This window comes from Nioella sediminis (genome assembly GCF_001879695.1).
In the GTDB taxonomy this organism is placed as follows: Bacteria; Pseudomonadota; Alphaproteobacteria; order Rhodobacterales; family Rhodobacteraceae; genus Nioella; species Nioella sediminis.
On record NZ_MNBL01000030.1, the window covers coordinates 1 to 18,988 of the forward strand.

The 18,988-nt window shown below is 63.2% G+C and carries 19 protein-coding genes; 5 read left to right on the top strand and 14 right to left on the bottom strand.

What is annotated here, in order from left to right; translation table 11 throughout:
- Positions 1-136: 136 nt before the first annotated feature.
- The 3 genes from BKY26_RS03305 to speB all read right to left on the bottom strand — a co-directional run bounded on the left by BKY26_RS03305 (position 137) and on the right by speB (position 2,918).
- Positions 137-1,108 (bottom strand): M20/M25/M40 family metallo-hydrolase, encoded by a 972-nt coding sequence (locus BKY26_RS03305; protein ID WP_071688977.1) that lies wholly within the window; start codon positions 1,106-1,108, stop codon positions 137-139.
- A complete protein-coding gene (locus tag BKY26_RS03310) occupies positions 1,105-1,896 on the bottom strand; it encodes a crotonase/enoyl-CoA hydratase family protein (RefSeq protein WP_083431303.1) in 792 nt (263 codons plus the stop codon). Before BKY26_RS03310 ends, BKY26_RS03305 begins: the two co-directional genes overlap by 4 nt.
- Positions 1,897-1,967: 71 nt before the next feature.
- Complete coding sequence (gene speB / locus BKY26_RS03315; RefSeq protein WP_071688979.1) at positions 1,968-2,918, bottom strand: agmatinase; 951 nt, start codon at positions 2,916-2,918, stop codon at positions 1,968-1,970.
- A 167-nt stretch (positions 2,919-3,085) separates the two neighbouring features.
- Here speB and BKY26_RS03320 point away from each other — a divergent pair, with 167 nt between their 5' ends.
- Together BKY26_RS03320 and BKY26_RS20150 are read left to right on the top strand one after the other, a co-directional pair.
- Complete coding sequence (locus tag BKY26_RS03320) at positions 3,086-3,991, top strand: aminotransferase class IV (RefSeq protein ID WP_071688980.1); 906 nt, start codon at positions 3,086-3,088, stop codon at positions 3,989-3,991.
- Positions 3,992-4,160: 169 nt separating this feature from the next.
- Complete coding sequence (locus BKY26_RS20150; RefSeq protein WP_071688981.1) at positions 4,161-4,574, top strand: SET domain-containing protein; 414 nt, start codon at positions 4,161-4,163, stop codon at positions 4,572-4,574.
- A gap of 198 nt (positions 4,575-4,772) precedes the next feature.
- Here BKY26_RS20150 and polA read toward each other — a convergent pair whose 3' ends face one another.
- The 5 genes from polA to BKY26_RS03350 all read right to left on the bottom strand — a co-directional run bounded on the left by polA (position 4,773) and on the right by BKY26_RS03350 (position 10,641).
- Positions 4,773-7,571, bottom strand: a complete 2,799-nt coding sequence (polA, locus tag BKY26_RS03330) for a DNA polymerase I (RefSeq protein ID WP_071688982.1) — start codon at positions 7,569-7,571, stop codon at positions 4,773-4,775.
- A 64-nt stretch (positions 7,572-7,635) separates the two neighbouring features.
- A complete protein-coding gene (trhA, locus tag BKY26_RS03335) occupies positions 7,636-8,280 on the bottom strand; it encodes a PAQR family membrane homeostasis protein TrhA (RefSeq protein ID WP_071688983.1) in 645 nt (214 codons plus the stop codon).
- A 109-nt stretch (positions 8,281-8,389) separates the two neighbouring features.
- Positions 8,390-8,575, bottom strand: coding sequence for a zinc-finger domain-containing protein (locus tag BKY26_RS03340; RefSeq protein ID WP_071688984.1), 186 nt, complete (start codon positions 8,573-8,575; stop codon positions 8,390-8,392).
- A 93-nt stretch (positions 8,576-8,668) separates the two neighbouring features.
- On the bottom strand, positions 8,669-9,052 hold the full coding sequence (locus tag BKY26_RS03345) for an HIT domain-containing protein (RefSeq protein WP_071688985.1): 384 nt from the start codon (positions 9,050-9,052) through the stop codon (positions 8,669-8,671).
- 11 nt (positions 9,053-9,063) lie between these two features.
- Positions 9,064-10,641: a DUF5928 domain-containing protein gene (locus BKY26_RS03350; protein WP_071688986.1), complete on the bottom strand. Its 1,578-nt coding sequence runs from the start codon at positions 10,639-10,641 to the stop codon at positions 9,064-9,066.
- Between the two features lie 134 nt (positions 10,642-10,775).
- On the opposite strand from BKY26_RS03350, the gene BKY26_RS03355 reads away from it, so the two are divergent.
- Positions 10,776-11,594: a sulfotransferase family protein gene (locus BKY26_RS03355; protein ID WP_071688987.1), complete on the top strand. Its 819-nt coding sequence runs from the start codon at positions 10,776-10,778 to the stop codon at positions 11,592-11,594.
- Between the two features lie 60 nt (positions 11,595-11,654).
- Positions 11,655-12,074, top strand: coding sequence for an OsmC family protein (locus tag BKY26_RS03360; RefSeq protein ID WP_071688988.1), 420 nt, complete (start codon positions 11,655-11,657; stop codon positions 12,072-12,074).
- 6 nt (positions 12,075-12,080) lie between these two features.
- Here BKY26_RS03360 and BKY26_RS03365 read toward each other — a convergent pair whose 3' ends face one another.
- The 4 genes from BKY26_RS03365 to BKY26_RS03380 form a co-directional block, all read right to left on the bottom strand.
- Entirely contained in the window at positions 12,081-13,073 is a 993-nt protein-coding gene (locus tag BKY26_RS03365) for an adenosine kinase (RefSeq protein ID WP_071688989.1), read from the bottom strand.
- Positions 13,070-13,714 carry an endonuclease III gene (nth, locus tag BKY26_RS03370; RefSeq protein WP_071688990.1) on the bottom strand — a complete coding sequence of 215 codons (645 nt, stop codon included), beginning with the start codon at positions 13,712-13,714 and terminating at the stop codon, positions 13,070-13,072. The genes BKY26_RS03365 and nth overlap by 4 nt, the downstream gene beginning before the upstream one ends.
- A gap of 40 nt (positions 13,715-13,754) precedes the next feature.
- Positions 13,755-14,486, bottom strand: a complete 732-nt coding sequence (locus BKY26_RS03375; protein WP_227434909.1) for a methyltransferase domain-containing protein — start codon at positions 14,484-14,486, stop codon at positions 13,755-13,757.
- Positions 14,487-14,649: 163 nt separating this feature from the next.
- On the bottom strand, positions 14,650-15,090 hold the full coding sequence (locus tag BKY26_RS03380) for a hypothetical protein (protein ID WP_071688992.1): 441 nt from the start codon (positions 15,088-15,090) through the stop codon (positions 14,650-14,652).
- Between the two features lie 145 nt (positions 15,091-15,235).
- Here BKY26_RS03380 and BKY26_RS03385 point away from each other — a divergent pair, with 145 nt between their 5' ends.
- Positions 15,236-16,090, top strand: coding sequence for a bifunctional helix-turn-helix domain-containing protein/methylated-DNA--[protein]-cysteine S-methyltransferase (locus tag BKY26_RS03385; protein WP_071688993.1), 855 nt, complete (start codon positions 15,236-15,238; stop codon positions 16,088-16,090).
- Here the strand turns inward: BKY26_RS03385 and BKY26_RS03390 are convergent.
- Complete coding sequence (locus BKY26_RS03390; RefSeq protein WP_071688994.1) at positions 16,087-16,869, bottom strand: methyltransferase domain-containing protein; 783 nt, start codon at positions 16,867-16,869, stop codon at positions 16,087-16,089. The genes BKY26_RS03385 and BKY26_RS03390 overlap by 4 nt on opposite strands.
- 58 nt (positions 16,870-16,927) lie before the next feature.
- Positions 16,928-18,793, bottom strand: coding sequence for a cation:proton antiporter domain-containing protein (locus BKY26_RS03395; RefSeq protein ID WP_071688995.1), 1,866 nt, complete (start codon positions 18,791-18,793; stop codon positions 16,928-16,930).
- Positions 18,794-18,988 lie beyond the last annotated feature (195 nt).

Consider the following 18,988-nt stretch of genomic DNA (forward strand, 5'->3'; position numbering starts at 1 on the left):
GACTGTCGGCATGTATGACATGGACGGCGGCCCCAACTGGCAGACCATCGGCCAGGCCGCGCTGGTATGGGACGTCGAGGGGCAGTTCGTGGATGAGTTCGTGTTCTGAGCAGGCTCGGGCGTCCGGATCAATCCGCTAGGTAAGCTCCGCCGCGGTTGCCATGATCGCCACCAGAAGTCGCGTCGCCTGTTCCAGTCGGCCGAAGTCCATCAGCTCCGGCACGTCGCCGCTGGTGTGATAGGGCGGGCCGCTGGCACCGCCGTCATATAGACCGATACAGGGGACGCCCGCCGCCTCGAAGGGCATGTAATCACTGTCCCAGATATCCGTCTGTGCCGTCGCAAGGCTCGTATGCTGCCCTGCCAGGGCCACGGCCATCTGCCCGTAAGCCCCCGCCGCCGCATTGTTGGCGGGGGTCGCGTTGCCCTGATCGTATTCGATGAACAGGGGCGCGGCGGGGTTGGACGGGCGATACCCCAGCATGTCGAGATTAACCATCAGTTCCACCGGCCAGCGCTGTTGCGTGGCCACGGCGGCGCAGCGGGCCGAGCCGATCAGCCCCTGTTCCTCGCCAGTGAAGCCAACGGCCACGATCTGGCGCGTGAATGCCTGCCCCGACAGGATGCGCAGCGCTTCCAGCATTGCGGCGATGCCCGATCCGTTGTCATTGGCTCCCGGTGCGCTGACAGCGGGGTTCTCCGACGTCGTATCCAGATGCGCGCCGAGAAGGATCACTTCACGCCCGTCCAGCGGATCGCCCCAGATCACGTTGTTGCGCACCATCCCGGCAGGCAGCGTCACGGGCTGGCGCGAGATTGCCCCGCCGGGCCCGGCCTCCGCGAAGGATGCCGCCATCCAGTCCTCGACCGCGCCGTATCCCGGCCCCTCGCTCCACCTTGTGCCAAAACCGGCCAGAGCGTCCACATCCGCGCGCAGCCGTGCCGGATCCACCTGCGCCACCAGATCGGCCACGGCCGGGTTCATCTCCGGCACCCGGAACGCGACCTCCGGGCGTGGAACCTTCCCCGGCGCGGTCTGAGCCAACCCCATCCGGGGAAGGGCCAGACCGGCCAGCGCACTCGTTACGAAGAACCGACGGTCGATCATTTATATTCGGGCTCCCGCCCCTGCATCCGGGCCATGATTGTCTCCACCTGGTTGGGCGCGCCCATCAGCGCCGCCTGCAATTCCGCCTCCAGCCGCAGCCCCTCGGCGGTCCTGTTCGACCACAACGCATCGACCAGCACCTTGCTGGCCCGCACCGCGTCGGGCGAGCGCGTGGCGAGTTCCTGCGCGAACCCCATCGCCGCCGCGAGGGGATCGTCCGACAGCCGCGTCACCAGCCCCTCGGCCAGCGCCTCCTTTCCGCTCATCACCCGCGCTGTCATGATCAGCGCCTTGGCCCGGTCAGCGGGCATCAGGCGGGGAAGGCTCAGCGAAATCCCCATATCCGGGATCAGCCCCCATTTGCCCTCCATGATCGACAGCTTCGCGTCGGGCGCGGCGATGCGGAAATCGGCGGCCAGCGCCAGCTGGATTCCGGCCCCGAAACAGACCCCGTCAATCGCCGCGATCACCGGCACCGGCAGATCGGCCAGCGCCTTGGCCGGGGCCTGAAACCGATTGGCGTCGCCCTCGGGCGCCAGCATCTCGGCCTTGATCGCATCAAGCTGCCCGGCGAAGCCCATCAGCACGGAGGTATCCATGCCTGCGCTGAAATCGCCCCCCGCGCCCGACAGAACCACCGCGCGCAGCCCCGGCTCATTCGCCAGCGCGCCGCAGGCCGCCACCAGCTCCTCCAGCAGCTCCATCGTCACGGCGTTCTTCTTCTCGGGCCGGTTGAGGCGCAGTTCCGCCACCGGACCGGTGGCATTCACGATCTCGATCAGGGCCATGCTCCCCTCCATTCACTTCCGCCCATGGGACGCCGCCCTGTCCCGCGGGTCAAGCCTGACCGCGCGTCGGTTCACCCCCGCGCGTGCAGAATGCGGCCAATGAGGTTCAGCAGAAGCTGCGCCGCGAGGATCGCCGTGGTGTCGGTGTGGTCATAGGCCGGGGCGACCTCCACAAGGTCTACCCCCACGATCCGCTGCCGCTTCGCCAGCGCCGCCAGCAGTTCCAGCACCTCGTAATAGAGAAACCCCCCGTGGCTCGGCGTGCCGGTGCCGGGCGCGATCGAGGGGTCGAACCCGTCGATGTCGATGGTCAGGTAGATATCCACGTCCGCCGGGATGCGCGCCAGAACCGCCTCGGTCCCGAGCGCGCGCATCTGCCGGACGGACAGGATGTCTGACCCCATCCGCGCCGCATCCTCATAGCCTTCGCGCGCGGTCGACGACACATTGCGAATGCCCAACTGCGTCAGCCCGGTGACATGATCCTGCTCCGCCGCGCGGCGCATCGGGTTGCCGTGGCCATGGCGCACCCCGTGCCGTTCATCGACGAAATCCAAGTGAGCGTCGATCTGCACGATGTGGATGGGACCCCGCCCATCAAAGGCCCGCACACAAGGGATATTGATCGAATGATCGCCCCCCAGAACCACCGGCAAAGCGCCCTTGGCAAGGATCGCCCGAACGCCCGCTTCGATATTGGCGTGGCTCTTTTCGGTATCCGTATGGACGATATCCGCGTCCCCCATGTCCACGATCCGCGTGCCCGCGCCCAGGTAAGTCACCCCGTCCTCATGGTCATAGGCGCCCGCATGGCCGAAGGAAAACAGCGTCGAGGCCTCGCGGATCGCCCGCGGACCGAACCGCGCACCGGGCCGCCACTGGGTGCCGAAATCGAACGGCGCGCCAAGAACGGCCACATCGGCCTCCAGCTTGTCCCAGTCCGGCTGATAGTCGTATTTTCCGAAGGTCGCGATGCCCGTGAAAGGCAGGTTGAGCCGCCCGCTCTCATATCCATGTGCCATATGCCGTCCCCTTGAAACCGTCGGCCCAGCTAACCGCCCCACGCGCGGGCTGACAAGGGCGGGCCAAAATCCTTGCAAGGATTTTCCAACGCTCTTGCAAGAGCGTTCCCCGCTTGACGGCACCGGCCCGCTCCTGTCCCCTGACCGAACCAGTGGAAAGGATCAGCATGACTCCCGATCTCAAGCATGGCGCGGCCTGGATGAAGGGCCGCATCATCCCCATCGCAGAGGCCAGCATCGGCGTCACCGACTGGGGCCTTACCCATTCCGACGTGGCCTATGACGTTGTGCCCGTCGTGCAGGGGGCCTTTTTCCGCCTCGACGCCTATCTTGACCGGTTCGAGTCCTCGATGCAGGCCTTGCATATGGACCCCGGCCTGACCCGGCCCCGGGTGGCGCAGGCGCTCCATGACATGGTCGCCGCCTCGGGCCTCACCGACGCCTATTGCGCCATGGTCACCGCGCGCGGCACGCCGATTATCCCCGGCAGCCGCGACCCCCGCGACTGCGCCAACCATTTCTATGCCTGGTGCGTGCCCTATATCCACGTCATAAAACCGGAGGTCATCGAAGAGGGCGCCAGCCTCTGGATCGCCGAACACACCCGCCGCATCCCGCCCGACAGCGTCAACCCCCGCGCCAAGAATTACCACTGGGGCGACTTCACCCAAGGGCTCTTCGAGGCCAAGGACAATGGCTATGAAACCGTCGTCCTGCTCGACCACCAAGGCAACCTGACCGAGGGCCCCGGCTTCAACATCTTCCTCGTCGAGGGCAACACCGTCACCACCCCCGACACCGGCGTGCTGGAAGGCATCAGCCGCCGCACCGCGCTGGAGATCTGCGCCGAAATGGGGCTGAAAACCCGCATCGAACCGATCCCCGCCAGCCGCCTCGATAGTGCCGACGAGGTCTTCCTGACCTCCTCGGGCGGCGGCATCCTGCCCATCACCAGGGTGGGCACCCGCATCTTCGGCAATGGCAAACCCGGCCCCGTCGCCACGAAAGCGCGCGAGACCTACTGGCACTGGACCACCCGGCCCGAACACCGGACAGAGATCGCCTACGGCTGATCCGTTCGCCAAGCCGATCACATCTTCTGTAGCAATCAAGATGCCCTTTGACAGACTCGCAAAAAAGGCGCTCGCATCGCCCCCGCGCTGCCTGCCCGGCGCGGGACCCGTCCCCCTCCCAGCAACCACCGGACAAGGGCAGGCCGGACCCATAGACAGGATCACGCGCATGATGATGGTGCGCTGCTATCTCGGCCCCTCTTCCATCGAGGGAATCGGCGTTTTCACCGCGACCGACATTCGCAAAGGCGGGCTCGTCTGGCTCTATGACAGCCGCTTCGACGTGTCCTACGAAAAAGAGGAGTTGGCCCGCGTCCCGCGCCATTTCCGCGAGTTCCTCGAACGCTACACATACGACCATCCGCGCGACCCGGACTTCATCGTGCTCGACTGCGACGAAGGCCGGTTCATGAACCACGCCGACCTGCCCAATGTCGACCTCACCAACCCCGACAAGGGCATCGCCACGCGCAACATCGCGGCGGGCGAGGAACTGACCTGCGACTATCGCAGCTTCACCCATGGCAACGTGGAATTCCAACCCACGCGCCACCGGATCGGCCAGATCATGGGCACCGCCTGACCTTTTCATCTTGGCGGAAATACCTCGGGGTTTGGGGTGGAACCCCAAGCGGCCCGACGAGGCCTCCGGCGCCAGCCGGGGGTTGAGGAGGGCCGCCCCCGGATCGACGCCGGCAGGCGGCGAAACCGCATTTCATATGCACAGGGGGTGTACGGCGGGTGCACAAGGGGTGTACGCATGGCACCCCCCCTTTTCCGCTCAATGCGCCTCGGCCCAGTTCGCGCCCTGACCCGCATCCACGACCAGCGGCACGGCCAGTTTCACGGCAGGCTCCGCCGCGCCTTCCATCACCTCGCGCGCCCGCGCGACCAAGGCATCGGCAGACCCTTCCTCGACCTCGAAGATCAATTCGTCATGCACCTGCAGCAGCATCTTCGCGGGCAGCCCCTCGATCGCGCTTTCCATACGGATCATCGCCCGCCGGATCACATCGGCCGCGGTGCCCTGAATGGGCGCGTTGATCGCAGCGCGATGCGCGAAACCGGCGCGCGGACCTTTCGCATTGATCTCGGGCGTGTGGATCTTGCGGCCAAAGAGCGTCTGCACGTAGCCCTTTGATTTCGCGAACTCTTTCGTCGCGTCCATGTAGTCCCGGATGCCGGGGAAGCGTTCGAAATAGGTGTTGATGAACTCCTGCGCCTCGCCCCTCGGGATGCGCAGGTTCCGTGCCAGGCCAAAGCCCGAGATTCCGTAGATCACCCCGAAATTGATCGCCTTGGCGCGGCGGCGGATCTCCGGCGTCATGTCCTCCATCGGCACGTTGAACATCTCGGACGCGGTCATCGCGTGGATGTCATCCCCGCGCTTGAACGCGGCCTTCAGCGCGTCGATCCCGGCGATATGGGCCAGAATACGCAGCTCGATCTGGGAATAGTCAAGTGAGACCAGCACGTTACCGGGTTCGGCCACGAAGGCCTCCCGGATGCGGCGGCCTTCCTCGGTCCTCACCGGGATGTTCTGCAGGTTCGGGTCGGTCGAGGCCAACCGCCCGGTGGACGCGCCCGACTGGATATAGCTCGTATGCACCCGGCCCGTGTCGCGGTTGATATGGTCCTGCAACGCATCCGTATAGGTCGATTTCAGCTTGGAAAGCTGCCGCCAATCCAGCACCCGCGCAGGCAGATCATGTTCGGTGGCGAGGTCCTCCAACACATCCGCGCCAGTGGCATAGGCCCCGGTCTTGCCCTTCTTGCCGCCTTCCAGCCCCATCTCGTCAAACAGGATCTCGCCCAACTGCTTGGGGCTGCCCACGTTGAAGGACCGCCCCGCAAGCTCATGGATTTCCGCCTCCAGACCTGCCATTTTCTGTGCGAAGGCGTTCGACATGCGGGACAGCGTATCGCGGTCGACCTTGACGCCGTGGCGTTCCATCCGGGCCAGTACGGGCACCAGCGGGCGTTCGAGCGTTTCATAGACCGTCGTCACCTTTTCCCGGTGCAGCTGCGGCTTGAACGCCTGCCACAGACGCAGCGTGATGTCGGCATCTTCGGCGGCGTATTTCACTGCCTCATCAATCTTCACCATGTCAAAAGTGATCGCCGATTTTCCGCTTCCGAGAAGGGACTTGATCGGAATGGGCTCATGGCCCAGATAGCGGTCCGACAGCGCGTCCATCCCGTGCCCGTGCAGGCCCGCATGCATCGCGTAGGACATCAGCATCGTGTCGTCGATCGGGCCGACGGTGATCCCGTAATTGGCAAAGATCTTGGCGTCGTATTTCATGTTCTGACCGATCTTGAGGACACTCGGGTCCTCCAGCATCGGCTTCAGAAGCGCCAGCGCGTCCTCCAGCCCCATCTGCCCCTCGGCGAGCGCCGAGCCACCGAAAAGATCGCCCTCGCCCTCTTTGTGCTGCAAGGGCACGTAACAGGCCTGCCCCGGCTCCACCGACAGGCAGACGCCGACCAGATCGGCGGTCATCTCATCGAGGCTCGTGGTTTCCGTGTCCACCGCCACATAGCCGCGCGCATGGGCCTTGGCGATCCAGGCGGCGAGCGTTGTGGCGTCGCGCACGCATTCGTAGGCGTCGGCGTCGAAGGGCACCACCTCGGGTGCAGGCGCATCTGAAGACGCGGCCACCGCGGCAGGTTCCGGGATCTCGGGCGCGTCCATCCCCAGTTGCGTCGCGATCCGTTTGGTCAGGGTGCGGAACTCCATCTGGGCGAGGAATTCCAGCAGCACTTCCGGCTCCGGGTCGCGCAATTCCAGATCGTCGAGCGTGATTTCCATCGGCACCTGATCATCCAGCGTGACCAATTGCTTGGACAGGCGGATCTGGTCTGCGAAGTCGATGAGCGTTTGCCGCCGCTTGGGCTGCTTGATCTCTGCCGCACGCTCCAAAAGCGTTTCCAGATCGCCATATTCGTTGATCAGAAGCGCGGCGGTCTTGATTCCGATCCCCGGTGCACCCGGCACATTGTCGACGCTGTCACCCGCCAGCGACTGCACATCGACCACCCGTTCCGGCCCGACGCCGAACTTGGCCTCCACGCCCTCGCGGTCGATGCGGCCGTTCTTCATCGCGTCGAGCATCTCGACGCCGCCACCGACCAACTGCATCAGGTCCTTGTCGGAGCTGATGATGGTGCAGCGCCCGCCCGCTTCGCGCGCCTGCCGGGCCAGCGTCGCGATGATATCGTCGGCCTCGTAATTCTCCTGCTCGATACAGGCGATGTTGAAGGCGCGTGTGGCCTCTCGCGTCAGCGGAAACTGCGGCACCAGATCCTCGGGTGCGGGCGGGCGGTTGGCCTTGTATTGGTCGTACAGATCGTTGCGGAAGGTCTTGCCGGAATGATCGAAGATCACCGCCACATGGGTGGGCGCATCGGGGCCCTTGTTGTCTTCGATCTGCTTGAACAGCATGTTGCAGAACCCCGACACCGCCCCAATGGGCAACCCGTCGGACTTGCGCGTTAGCGGCGGCAGCGCGTGATAGGCGCGGAAGATAAAGGCCGAGCCGTCGACCAGATGCAGATGATGCCCTTTACCGAATGCCATGTGCCGTCCCTGTTCGCGTTGGTCAGGCCCCCTGTGTAGCGCGGGGGTCGGGCTTTGGCGAGGGTCAGGCGACCTGCGCGGCGTGGATAAAGATGGCCACGAAGAAGACGGTCGAGGCCGCCACCACGAAGCCGTGCCAGATGGTGTTGTGAAAGCGCATCCGCGACAGCAGCAGGAAGGCCGTGCCCGCCGAATAAAGCAACCCGCCCACCACCATCAGCACCACGACCGGGGTCGACATCAGCGCCAGCAGGTCACGCCCGCCGATCACCACCGCCCATCCCATGCCGAGGCAGATCAGGACGCCGATCACCGTGGACCACTTGCGGACCAGGAAATTGCCGACAGTCGCCACAAGCGCCACGGCCCAGATCACCGCCAGAATGCCCGTCCCGGTGCCCGACAGAAGGGCGAAGGGCGTGTAGGTTCCGGCGATCTTCAGGTAGATCGCGGCGTGATCGAACCGGCGCAGCAGATCGCGCCAGTCGGGTGTCGGCAGGTGATTGTAAAGAAGCGAGGCGGTCAGCATCGCAATCAGCGTGGTGCCATAGATCGACACGCCGACGATCCCCGGTGCCCCCGTCTGCCACATGGCCGTGAGGGTGATCAGCACCGGAACCGCGCCGATGGCAAGGATCAGTGCCGCCAGGTGGACGATGGCATCGCTCAGCAGTTCCGCCCGGGTATAGATCCGGGACGCATGGGGCATCGGTACGGGATCAGGGTGTATCGCCATAATCCAAGGATATCACCGCTCCGCCTCCCGACAATGCGGGGCAGGCGGATGACCTTGGGGCAATCGGGCGGATCGGCGGGGATCAGCCGTTCTGTTTATCCGCGACCGAGGCGTGGATGAACTTCTTGTCGCAATAGCCGCATTCGACCTCGCCGGTGTCACGGTCCAGCGACAGCCACACGCGCGGGTGACCCAAAGCGCCTTCGCCGCCGTCGCAGGCCACGCGCCAGCTGGTCACAACTTCGGTTTCGGGGGCGTCAATGGTCATGGCTGGCGATCCTTCGCAACAAACGGGGGCTTGCAACGGTTCGACATATGGCAAATCGGCCCGCCCCCGGCAAGGCCGATCACAGTCCCCGCGTCAGTCCGCCTTTTTCACCATCCGGCCAAGGGGACGGCCGCTGAGGATATGCATGTGGTAATGAGGCACTTCCTGAACGCCGGTTTCGCCCGCGTTGGAGATCAGGCGATAGCCCTCGCCGCCCTCGCCGGGTTGGATGGCCAGTCCCGCGCAGATCGCACCGACAACGCGGGTGAAATCGACAATCTCGGCATCCGTGGCCTCAGCCGCGAAATGGTCGTGGTTCACGTAAGGACCCTTGGGGATGACCAGCACGTGATGCGGGGTCTGCGGGGCGATGTCGTTGAAGGCGAGCGTATGCTCGGTTTCCATCACGGTGCTGTTCGGGATCTCGCGGCGCAGGATTTTGGCGAAGATGTTCTGGTCGTCATAGGCATAGGCCATGCGGGTGTTCCTCAGTCGTCAAACAGATAGGGGGTATTGGCGATTTCGCGGGCGGCGTCCATGTCGAGGTTGAAGAACTCCGCCAGAACGGCGGCGTTCTCCTCGGGGCTGCGATCCTGATGAATGCGGAAGTGGTTGCCGAAGCCCGCCTCGCGGATGCGCACGCCTTCATAGTCGAATTCATGGCGCAGCGTCGGCAGCAGATGTTCCACCACCTCTGGCGGGGTTTCCTCGCGCGCCAGCCCGACCCGATGCGCGTGGCCGATCAGGTAGTCGTCGTCGAAGGTGCACTGGATTTCGAGAATCCGGTTGTTCGACTTGTCTGACATGAAATCGCGCATCAGGTCGACATTGTTGGGGTCGAGGCAGATCATCAGCCGGTCCACCTCGTAGTAATCGAACAGAAGCTTCATCACCGCGCGCCGGTGGCGGTTGCGCTTGTCCAGCGTGCGTTCCAGCCCGCCCAGATGCGGGATCTCGCAGCTTGCCTCATCGAACATGTATTCCAGCCCGCGGGTGCGGGTAACCCGTTTTGCAGCGGTCAGAAGACGCTTGGCCACATGCCATTTCTTGCAGACAAGCATCAGCAATTCGCGGTCCTGCCCAAGCGTGCTTTCGCTTTCCCAGAAGCGCGGCGCGAAGCGGCGGCCGATGCGGCCCCGACCCGACAGGAATTCAAAGAGCTTCTTGCCCTCGTCCGAGATCGCGAAGTCGCGCCGGTCAGAGGCCCAAAGCTCCCCCAAACGTTCCTTCAACTCGGTCGATTCGGGGCTGATCTTGCGGGCGAAGAGGAAGTCCTGGCTCAGCAGTAGGTCGAAATGGTCGTTATAGAAGGTGACCGGCATCCCGTAATCGGTGAACATCAGGAAGGTCAGCGTGCGCGTCTCGATCTCTCGCACCGCGACAACATGGTTTACGAGGGTCTGGAAAAACGTCTCATCCGGAATCCATGTGGTGCGGAAGAAGCGGATCACATCGGGGCGGTCCTTGCAGAATTGCAGGATTTTCTCGATCGTCGCGCGGCGCAGACACCACCACTGGCTGCCGATCATGATCTGCACATCGTCGGGGATCGCCCGTTCCAGCCGCAGCCGCTTCTGCATCTCCATCAGCCAGTAGAACAGGCGCTTGTGCTTTCGTTCATTGACCAGATGGCGATAGATCAGCCGCTCGCCCCGCATCCCGGTCTTGATCCAGCCCGATGTGAAGAAATCGAAGCTTTCGATATAGTCCTTGTCGTGGCGGTCGAGGAACTCATGGGCATAGGCCGCCGATTTGATCGAGTTGCAGTCCCCCGACAGCATGTAGAAATGACTGGCGTCCGGGAACGCGTCCACCGCCGCCTGCACCGCGTTCAGCGTCGCCTGCACCAGCGACCATTCCCCCCACCCGCATTTGACCCGGCGTTTGGCGAAGGTGACCGACGGGTTCGGGTCCAGCGCCTCGCGGATGCGGGCATAGCTGTCAGCCCCGGCGCGGGCATCGAAATGGATGGAAATACAGTCGCCAGCCGCCGTCAGACGACGCGCCTGCAGGATGATCGCCTCAGGGTCTTTATGACACAACAGAATGAAGGCAATTTTTGCCATTTGCGAAACAGACGCCTCAAACTTTCCTTATTGTTGTGCCATTACTAGTTGATAGCAGGTAAAGACAGCCTAGAGTTTCATAAAAGCCCGATCAATCCGTGGTTCGGGCAAAAAACCGTCGGAGGAAAGGCAGTATGGGTTTCCCTGGGACCTGGATGACAGAGAGCGAAAGCGTCGTCTATCGGGTGGTTCCGAAATGTGCCTGCTCAACTATCGGGCAGATCATGTATTATTCGGACAACGGTCAGTTTTTTGATGGCGATATTCACGATGCCAAGGATGGCATGCACAAATGGGCCTTCGACGCGTCACAACCGGTGATCGAGGCCAATGTGCGCGGGCATAGCTCCTATGCCTTCACCTGCGTGCGCAACCCCTACACCCGCATCCTCAGCAGCTTTTTCGACAAGATCTGCGGCATTCAAAGGAACGGCAAGCGCTATCGCGGCAACCTCGTACCGCTTCTGATCCAGAAATACGGGATCGAGGTCGGTGGCGATGACGGCAAGCAGGAGTTCGACCAGATCGCCAGCTTCCGCCGCTTCCTTCTGTTCGCCCGCGACACCATCCGCTGGCGCCGCCCGATGGACCCGGACATTCACTGGTCGGCCATGTCGGGTCATATCTCGACCTTCATTGTGAATGGCGGGCGTTACGACAAGATCTTCTGGACCGAAAGCTTCAACGACGGGATGCAGCAGGTGCTGGACAATATCGAGACCAAGCATTCGCTCGACCTGGCCACGATCCCGCGCTTCAACGAATCCGAAGGCCACGGCCCCAAACGCGCGCATCCGGTCGAGGACTATTTCGACGACCTGTCGATGCATCTGGTCTACGAGATCTACAAGAAGGACTTCCAGCTCTTCAAATACGATTTCGAGAACCCAGGGAACAAGATGCCCGTGGGTGAGATCGACCTGGACGAGGTTCATGCAAAACTGGGCGATTGACCCTGTGACACCGGCCGGCGGCTGCGGTATGACGCGCCAAACGCAGACAGGAGCATCCCCATGAAAGCGCGCGTCAAATGGGCCGAGAAGCGGACCTTCATCGGCAAGTCCGGCACCGGCCATAATTTCGTCTTCGGCACCAAGGAAGAGGACGGCACCACCCCCGGCCCCAGCCCGATGGAACTGGTGCTGATCGGGACGGGGGGCTGTTCGGCCTATGACGTGGTCTCGATCCTGGAAAAAGGGCGTGAACCGATCGAAGATGTGGTGGTGGAACTGGATGCCGACCGGGCCGAAGGAACGCCCGCCGTCTTCACCCGCATCCATATGCATTTTATCGTCAAGGGACGTGGCGTGAACCCGGTGAAGGTCGAGCGAGCCATTCAGCTGTCGGTGGAGAAATACTGCTCGGCCTCGGCCATGATGGCCAAGACCGCAGTGGTTACCCATGATTTCGAGGTGGTGGACAGCCCCGCCTGAGCGGGCTCAGATCAGCCCCTGTTCCGCGAAGACGACCTTGAGGGGGCGCTTGGGGCGGGGGCCGATATGGCCGATCACCTCTGCGGCGGCGGCAACGCCCATCTGACCACAGGTCTTCAGGTCCTGCCCGGTGGCCAGCCCATAGATGAACCCGGCGGCGAACTGATCGCCCGCGCCGGTGGCATCGACCGGGGTGACTTCCGTGACCGGCACGTGGATTTCCTGATCATCGGCCCGGATCACGACGGGATGGCCCGACCGGGTGCACACCACCAGCGGGCAGACCATCGCGGCCTCCTGCAAGGCGGTGGCAAGGTCCTTGGTTTCGTAAAGCGACAGCCACTCTTCCTCGTTCCCGAACACGAAATCCATCTCGTCCTCGATCAGCTGGCGGAAGCTTTGCCGGTGCCGGTCCACGCAGAACGGGTCCGACAGGGTCAGCCCGGCCTGCCCGCCTGCGTGACGGCAGGCGGCAGCCGCGGCGCGGAAGGCGGTCTTGCCCTTGTCCTTGTCGAAAAGATAGCCCTCGAGGAACAGGTAACGGGTGTTTTCCATCACCTCGGGGTCCACATCGTCAGAGGAAAACTCCGCCCCCGCGCCCAGATAGGTGTTCATCGACCGCTCACCATCGGGACTGACGAAGATCATCGAGCGCGAGGTGGGCAGCGGGTCGTCATCCGTGGGCGGGTTGGGGAAGGCGGTGCCCTCCTCGACCATCTGTTCGGCATAGAACTGGCCAAGCGGGTCGTTCTTGACCCGGCCCACGAAGGCCGTTTCCAGCCCAAGCGTGCCGATCCCCGCCAGCGTATTGCCGACCGATCCGCCGGGGGCCTGAACCCGGTCACGCATCGCGGAATAGAGCAGTTCCGCCCGTTCCCGTTCGATCAGCTGCATGATGCCCTTGGTGATGCCCATATTGGCCAGAAAATCGTCGGTGCCGTGGGAAATCACATCGACAATCGCGTTGCCGATGCCGACCACGTCGTAGGTTTTGCTCATTCGGTTTTGTCCTCGTAGGCGCAAAGGTCATTGATCAGGCAGGTCGCGCAGCCGGGTTTGCGCGCCTTGCATTTATAGCGGCCGTGCAGGATCAGCCAGTGATGGGCGTGCTGCTGGAATTCCACCGGAATATTGTCCTCGATGGCGCGTTCCACCGCATCCACGTCCTTGCCCGGGCAGATGCCGGACCGGTTGCCGACACGGAAAATATGCGTGTCCACAGCCTGCGCCGGATATCGCCACCACATGTTCAGCACCACATTGGCGGTCTTGCGCCCCACGCCGGGCAGGCTGACCAAAGCCGCGCGGGAGGAGGGGACGACACCGCCATATTCCTCCACCAGGATGCGGCTCAGCTTCATCACGTTCTTGGCCTTGTTGCGGTAAAGGCCGATGGTCTTGATATGCTCGATCAGCCCCTCTTCGCCCAGATCCAGCATCTTTTGCGGCGTGTCCGCGATCTCGAAGAGCTTTGCGGTGGCCTTGTTCACCCCCACATCCGTCGCCTGCGCCGACAGCGCCACCGCCACAACCAGCGTGTAAGCGTTGGTGTGGTTGAGCTCCCCCTTCGGTTCCGGCTCGGCGGCCTGAAACCGGGTGAAGATCTCGTGGATCGTGTGATAGGGCAGTTGCTTGGCCATGAACGCTTAATGCCCGCCATGATCAGAAGGGTAAAGCCCCTCAGAGACGCCTTGCCGCAAACAGATGGGCTTTCTGCGGAACTGCATATCCTTCATCGCTCAGGTATGGGGACAGGCGGCGTTCAATATCAGAAAAAACGATATCGGCCTGCTTCTCGCCCATGGCAGTAATATCCTTACCTGCTGGCAGCGACATGACCTGATCCTTGGGATTGTCGAACTGGCGATAAAGCTCGACCGAGTCCCGCCGTTCCACGACGAAACCCGCCTCGTCCAGCAGGGCCGCAATCATATCTCCGTCCCTGAACGAAAAAGGGGCCCGCGCCTTCCCTGCCGCATCTGCCGCACCGGCGGCCTCCAGCGCGTCTGCGATTGACCCGTTGAAGGGCGATATCTCGGCCCAACAGGTGATGTAGAGCAGCCCGCCCGGCTTCAACACGCGCGCGACTTCAGCAAGGGCCGCAGGCTTGTCGGGGAAGAATTGCAGACCCTGTTGAACGAAAGCGATATCAAAGGACTCCGGATCGCAGGGCAGATCCACAACATCGGCCGCGAACCAGGTAAACTCATGGCGGGAGCCGGATGGTTCAGACTCCTTTGCCACCTGGACCATGGCCTCGCTGATATCCGTTCCAACGATCCGCCCCGCGCCCGGCAAGTGTTCGGCAATGATACGTGCAGCCACACCTGTCCCACAGGCGATGTCGATCACATGCGCCCCATCTGACAATTCGATTTTCGCCATTGTCGCGCGTGCGAGTGGTTCGAACATCGCCGGAACGGCCTTGTTCTGATAATCGGCGGCAGCCGCAGGGGTGATGTCGAAGTTCTTGTTCTGAGCCAAAATTCAAACTCCCTCTCGTCCGGGCATCGAAGGCAATCCTTGCATGGCATGCTCACCATGGCCAGCGCAGGGAATTGGTCTTTGATCATTCTCAGAAGTCGGGACAGGAGTATTCCGGCGGCGGTATATCGGGCAGGTCACAGCCGCAATGGCCTTCAGGCAGGGTGATCCGGTCCACCTCGATCCCGAGCGCGCGGATCTCGCGGGCGAGGTCGCGCAGCGTGACCGCCTGTTCGGAATACAATGCGTCGATCATCCGGTCATAGGCATCGTAGTACGGGCCTTCCCAGCTATAGGGTTCGTCAATGGCGATCCCCTGGCGGCTGGTGCATTCGACAAGGACAGATCTGGCTTCGGTCTGCCCGTCAACGACACGTTGCTCGGTAAAATGGACGGCCCCGGCATTGTATCCGTTGAGAAAGGCGATACCGCCATCTTCCAGAGAACAGTCCGGCAAGGGGATCACGCAGGCAGAGGCGGCGGAGGTTGACAGCAGGAAGGCCCCGAGCAGGACGCGATGTTTGAAAACCATGGTGCAAAGTCTCGTTCAGATGAAATAGGCAAGGGCAATCTAGCACAGGGGCGATGCAGGCCAAATGCCCAACGGGCATTGCGCAAGAAACGGGTCGCAGGGTCTGTGCTGGAGGATTACATCTTGGGGACAGGAGACGAGCCAGATGACCCCACCCGACGACAGCGCCTACCATTTCAACGTGATCCGCCGCGCGCTCGACGTGATTGACGCGACCCCCGGTCCCGGCCCCTCGCTGGAGGAGCTGGCCAAGGGCCTCGGGATGAGCCCCGCCCATCTTCAACGCGTGTTTTCCAGGTGGGTCGGCGTCAGCCCCAAGCGCTATCAGCAATACCTGACGCTCGACCACGCAAGGCACTTGCTGCGCGACCGATTCACCACGCTGGCCACCGCCGATGAGGTCGGGCTGTCCGGGTCTGGCCGGTTGCATGATCTGTTCGTGACATGGGAGGCGATGAGCCCCGGCGATTACGCCCGTGGGGGTGAGGGGCTGGAGATCTACTGGGGATGGTATGAAAGCCCCTTCGGCCCGGCCCTGATCATGGGCACCGAAAAGGGCATCTGCGGCATCGCCTTTGCCGCCGAGACGGGACCCGAGGCCGCCATGGAGGACATGCTGTCCCGCTGGCCGAACGCCCGGTTCACCGAAGACCCGATGGCGCTGAAACCCTGGGCCGATGCGGCCTTCGGTGCGGCGGGGGGCGAGGCGCGGCTTTACCTCATCGGCGCGCCCTTCCAGATCAAGGTGTGGGAGGCTCTGCTGCGTATCCCTTCGGGCCATGTCACCACCTATTCCGAGATCGCGGGCGCCGTGGGCAACCCCAAGGCCGTGCGCGCCGTGGGCACCGCCGTGGGGCGCAACCCGATCAGCTGGCTTATCCCCTGCCACCGGGCCTTGCGCAAATCGGGCGGGCTTGGCGGCTATCACTGGGGCCTGCCGGTGAAACGCGCCATGCTGGCCTGGGAAGCGGCAGAGGAAGACGCGCGCGAAAGCGCCTAGGTGTCGGGCTTGCGCGCGGCGATCGAGAAATAGGTCATTGCAAAGAAGAACCGCCCCTCGACGGCCAGCCTGCGCTGTTCCTCGGCCCAGGCCCGTGCCATATCCTCGGCGTCCGGCTCGGTCTGGATCGCATAAGTCGTCATCAGGATGATCATCATGTTCGCCAGCCCGTCCGGGCGCAGAGTGGTATCCACAAAGGTGATGGGCCGCACCGTTTCCACCCTGTAACCCACATCGGTCAGGATGGCGGGCAGCCGCGCCGGAACGATCCGATCCACCAGGTGCCGGTCCCAGATCTGCTGCATACGGGCCATTCTCTCGGGCTGGTCACTGAACCACGCCAGCATGTCCCAATGCGCATCGCCCACGACCAACCGCCCGCCCGGCCGAAGTACGCGGAACAGCTCGGCCGACACGCCCGGAAGATCGCTTAGATACTCGAAAACCTGAAGGGACACAGCCTTGTCAAAGCTTGCGTCCTCAAAGGGCAGGCTTTCCGCTGCGCCATCCCGGATCGTGATGTTCTGGTGATCGGAACAGCGGCTGAGCGCCAGGGCGCGCATGTCTTCGCTCGGGTCCAGACCCGTCACATGCCCCTCCGGGCCGACGGCCCGCGCCAGTTCCTGCGTCAGCAGCCCATTTCCACAGCCCAGATCGAGCACCTGATCCCCGCCAACCGGCGCGAGATCGTCGAAGATGGCCCTTCGGCGTCTGGTGACATCAGCCCCCTGATAGGCAGTTTCGAGCACCTTGGCTGTCTCTGTGTCGAAGTTGAGCATATGGCACCCTCCCGAACACAACCATAGCGCGAATTTCTCAACACGAAACCCCCTTGTGCTACCCGCCCTCTCTGATCCGGGCCATTTCAGCCTTCAGCGCCTCTTCGAATTCCTCCCGGAATTCGGCCACCCGCGCGATATATTCCTCGTTTTCATGCGGAGGCACGTCCAGCCGGTGCACATCCGCCACGCGGATCATCGCCTCCCGATCCTGGGCATTGAACGCCGCAATCATCGCCTCGGACCGCGCGCGGTCTGTCCCGAATGCCTCGATCATCGAGCGGCCCATGCGCAGGCTGCTGTCATAGGTTTCGCGGATGATATCGCGGCAGCCATGCTGCCAGAGGTCATAGACATGGTCGCGGTCGGTCGCCCGCGCGATCACGTGGACATTGGGATAGGTCGAGGTGACGTGGTGCACGATCTGGGTGATCCCTTCGCGGTCGTCAATGGCCACCACCAGCACCCTGGCCTCTGCAATCCCCGCCGCGTGCAGCAGGTCGGGCCGGGTCGCATCGCCATAGAAAATCCGCGCGCCGAAGCGGGCCATGATGTCGAGCCTGCGGGACGAATAATCGATCACCGTCGTCTGATAGCCCGCCGCCCGCGCGATCCGGTCCACAAGCCCGCCGATCCGGCCCGCGCCCGCGATGATGACATTGGAGCCTTCGGGCATCTCGTCCGCGTCCCGTTCGGCTTCATGGGTAAAACGGGGACGGATCACCTTGTCGTAAAGGATGAAAAGCGCCGGGGTCAGCAGCATCGACAGCGCCACGACCAGCAGCAACTGTTCGGCCAACGGTCCGGGAATGACCGCATTGGCCACGGTGAAGGACAGCAGGACAAAGCCAAACTCCCCCGCCTGCGCCAGCCCGAGGGCGAAGAGCCATTTGTCCGCGCCCCGCAGCTTGAAGAGATAGGCCAGAACCAGCAGCACCGCGACTTTCAACGCCATCAGGCCAAGCGTCAGGGCAATCGTGGTGCCGAGATTCTCCGCCAGCAGCGCGAAGTTGATCCCTGCGCCCACGGTCATGAAAAAGAGGCCAAGCAACAGGCCCCGGAACGGGTCGATATCGCTTTCCAGCTCGTGCCGGTAAGGCGAATTGGCCAGAACAACGCCCGCAAGGAAGGTGCCAAGCGCGGGCGACAACCCGACCAGCGACATCAGAAGCGCGATGCCGATCACCATCATCAGGGCAGTTGCCGTGAACAGCTCTCGCAGATTGGCGACCGAGATGAAGCGGAAAATCGGCGTGGTCAGGTAATTGCCCCCCGCCACCACGGCCCCGATGGCCCCAAGCGTCACCAGCGCCGTTTGCCAGCCGGACAGCCCGTCAACAAGGCTGAGGCCCGGCCCGTGGCCGTCCTCTGCCCCGTGTTCGGCGCCATGGCTCAGCGCCTCGACCAGTTCCGGCATCGCCAGAAGCGGGATGAAGGCCAGCATCGGGATGACCGCGATATCCTGCGTCAGCAACACCGCGAAAGAGGATTGTCCGCCATCGGACCGCATCAGCCCTTTTTCGTTCAGGGTTTGCAGGACAATCGCGGTGGAGGACAGCGCGAAGACCAGCCCGATTGCCAGCGCCACCGTCCAGGGCTGCCCGAAGGCCAATGCCACGGCCATCACTGCCGCCACTGTCAGCCCGACCTGTCCGCCACCAAGCCCCAGAAGCTGCGCGCGCATGGACCACAGGTTTTTCGGCTCCAGTTCCAGCCCTACTAGGAAAAGCATCATCACCACGCCGAACTCCGCGAAATGCTGGATCGAGATCACATCCACATGCAGCAGCGCCAGAACCGGGCTGATGGCGATCCCCGCGATCAGGTAGCCCAGAACCGACCCAAGCCCGAGCCGCGACGCAATGGGAACGGCGACGACACCGGCAATCAGGAAGATAAAGGCCAGAAGCAGAAAATCGGTCATGATGGTCCCCCGTTCGTTGTAATCCACGCTAGGGCCACCACAGCGAAAAACAACCCGCGATTGCTGCCATCTGGCCTGCAGTTCACGTCACGCGGGAGCGGCCCCACCTGCGCGGGTTTCCGCCTGACCGCAGTTTATCGCTACCGGAGCGGAAATCCGCTGCTATAGTCCGGCGAAACCCCGCATCAGACCGGG

Excerpts from the sequence above, each read along its gene's own strand:
- BKY26_RS03320 (WP_071688980.1), top strand. The coding sequence starts at position 3,086 with ATGACTCCCGATCTCAAGCATGGCGCGGCCTGGATGAAGGGCCGCATC.
- BKY26_RS03380 (WP_071688992.1), bottom strand. The coding sequence starts at position 15,090 with ATGGTTTTCAAACATCGCGTCCTGCTCGGGGCCTTCCTGCTGTCAACC.
- trhA (WP_071688983.1), bottom strand. The coding sequence starts at position 8,280 with ATGCCCCATGCGTCCCGGATCTATACCCGGGCGGAACTGCTGAGCGAT.
- BKY26_RS03385 (WP_071688993.1), top strand. The coding sequence starts at position 15,236 with ATGACCCCACCCGACGACAGCGCCTACCATTTCAACGTGATCCGCCGC.
- BKY26_RS03350 (WP_071688986.1), bottom strand. The coding sequence starts at position 10,641 with ATGGCAAAAATTGCCTTCATTCTGTTGTGTCATAAAGACCCTGAGGCG.
- BKY26_RS03390 (WP_071688994.1), bottom strand. The coding sequence starts at position 16,869 with ATGCTCAACTTCGACACAGAGACAGCCAAGGTGCTCGAAACTGCCTAT.
- BKY26_RS03345 (WP_071688985.1), bottom strand. The coding sequence starts at position 9,052 with ATGGCCTATGCCTATGACGACCAGAACATCTTCGCCAAAATCCTGCGC.
- BKY26_RS03305 (WP_071688977.1), bottom strand. The coding sequence starts at position 1,108 with ATGATCGACCGTCGGTTCTTCGTAACGAGTGCGCTGGCCGGTCTGGCC.
- BKY26_RS03310 (WP_083431303.1), bottom strand. The coding sequence starts at position 1,896 with ATGGCCCTGATCGAGATCGTGAATGCCACCGGTCCGGTGGCGGAACTG.
- BKY26_RS03340 (WP_071688984.1), bottom strand. The coding sequence starts at position 8,575 with ATGACCATTGACGCCCCCGAAACCGAAGTTGTGACCAGCTGGCGCGTG.
- BKY26_RS03360 (WP_071688988.1), top strand. The coding sequence starts at position 11,655 with ATGAAAGCGCGCGTCAAATGGGCCGAGAAGCGGACCTTCATCGGCAAG.
- polA (WP_071688982.1), bottom strand. The coding sequence starts at position 7,571 with ATGGCATTCGGTAAAGGGCATCATCTGCATCTGGTCGACGGCTCGGCC.
- nth (WP_071688990.1), bottom strand. The coding sequence starts at position 13,714 with ATGGCCAAGCAACTGCCCTATCACACGATCCACGAGATCTTCACCCGG.
- BKY26_RS03375 (WP_227434909.1), bottom strand. The coding sequence starts at position 14,486 with ATGTTCGAACCACTCGCACGCGCGACAATGGCGAAAATCGAATTGTCA.
- BKY26_RS03365 (WP_071688989.1), bottom strand. The coding sequence starts at position 13,073 with ATGAGCAAAACCTACGACGTGGTCGGCATCGGCAACGCGATTGTCGAT.
- BKY26_RS03355 (WP_071688987.1), top strand. The coding sequence starts at position 10,776 with ATGGGTTTCCCTGGGACCTGGATGACAGAGAGCGAAAGCGTCGTCTAT.
- BKY26_RS03395 (WP_071688995.1), bottom strand. The coding sequence starts at position 18,793 with ATGACCGATTTTCTGCTTCTGGCCTTTATCTTCCTGATTGCCGGTGTC.
- BKY26_RS20150 (WP_071688981.1), top strand. The coding sequence starts at position 4,161 with ATGATGATGGTGCGCTGCTATCTCGGCCCCTCTTCCATCGAGGGAATC.
- speB (WP_071688979.1), bottom strand. The coding sequence starts at position 2,918 with ATGGCACATGGATATGAGAGCGGGCGGCTCAACCTGCCTTTCACGGGC.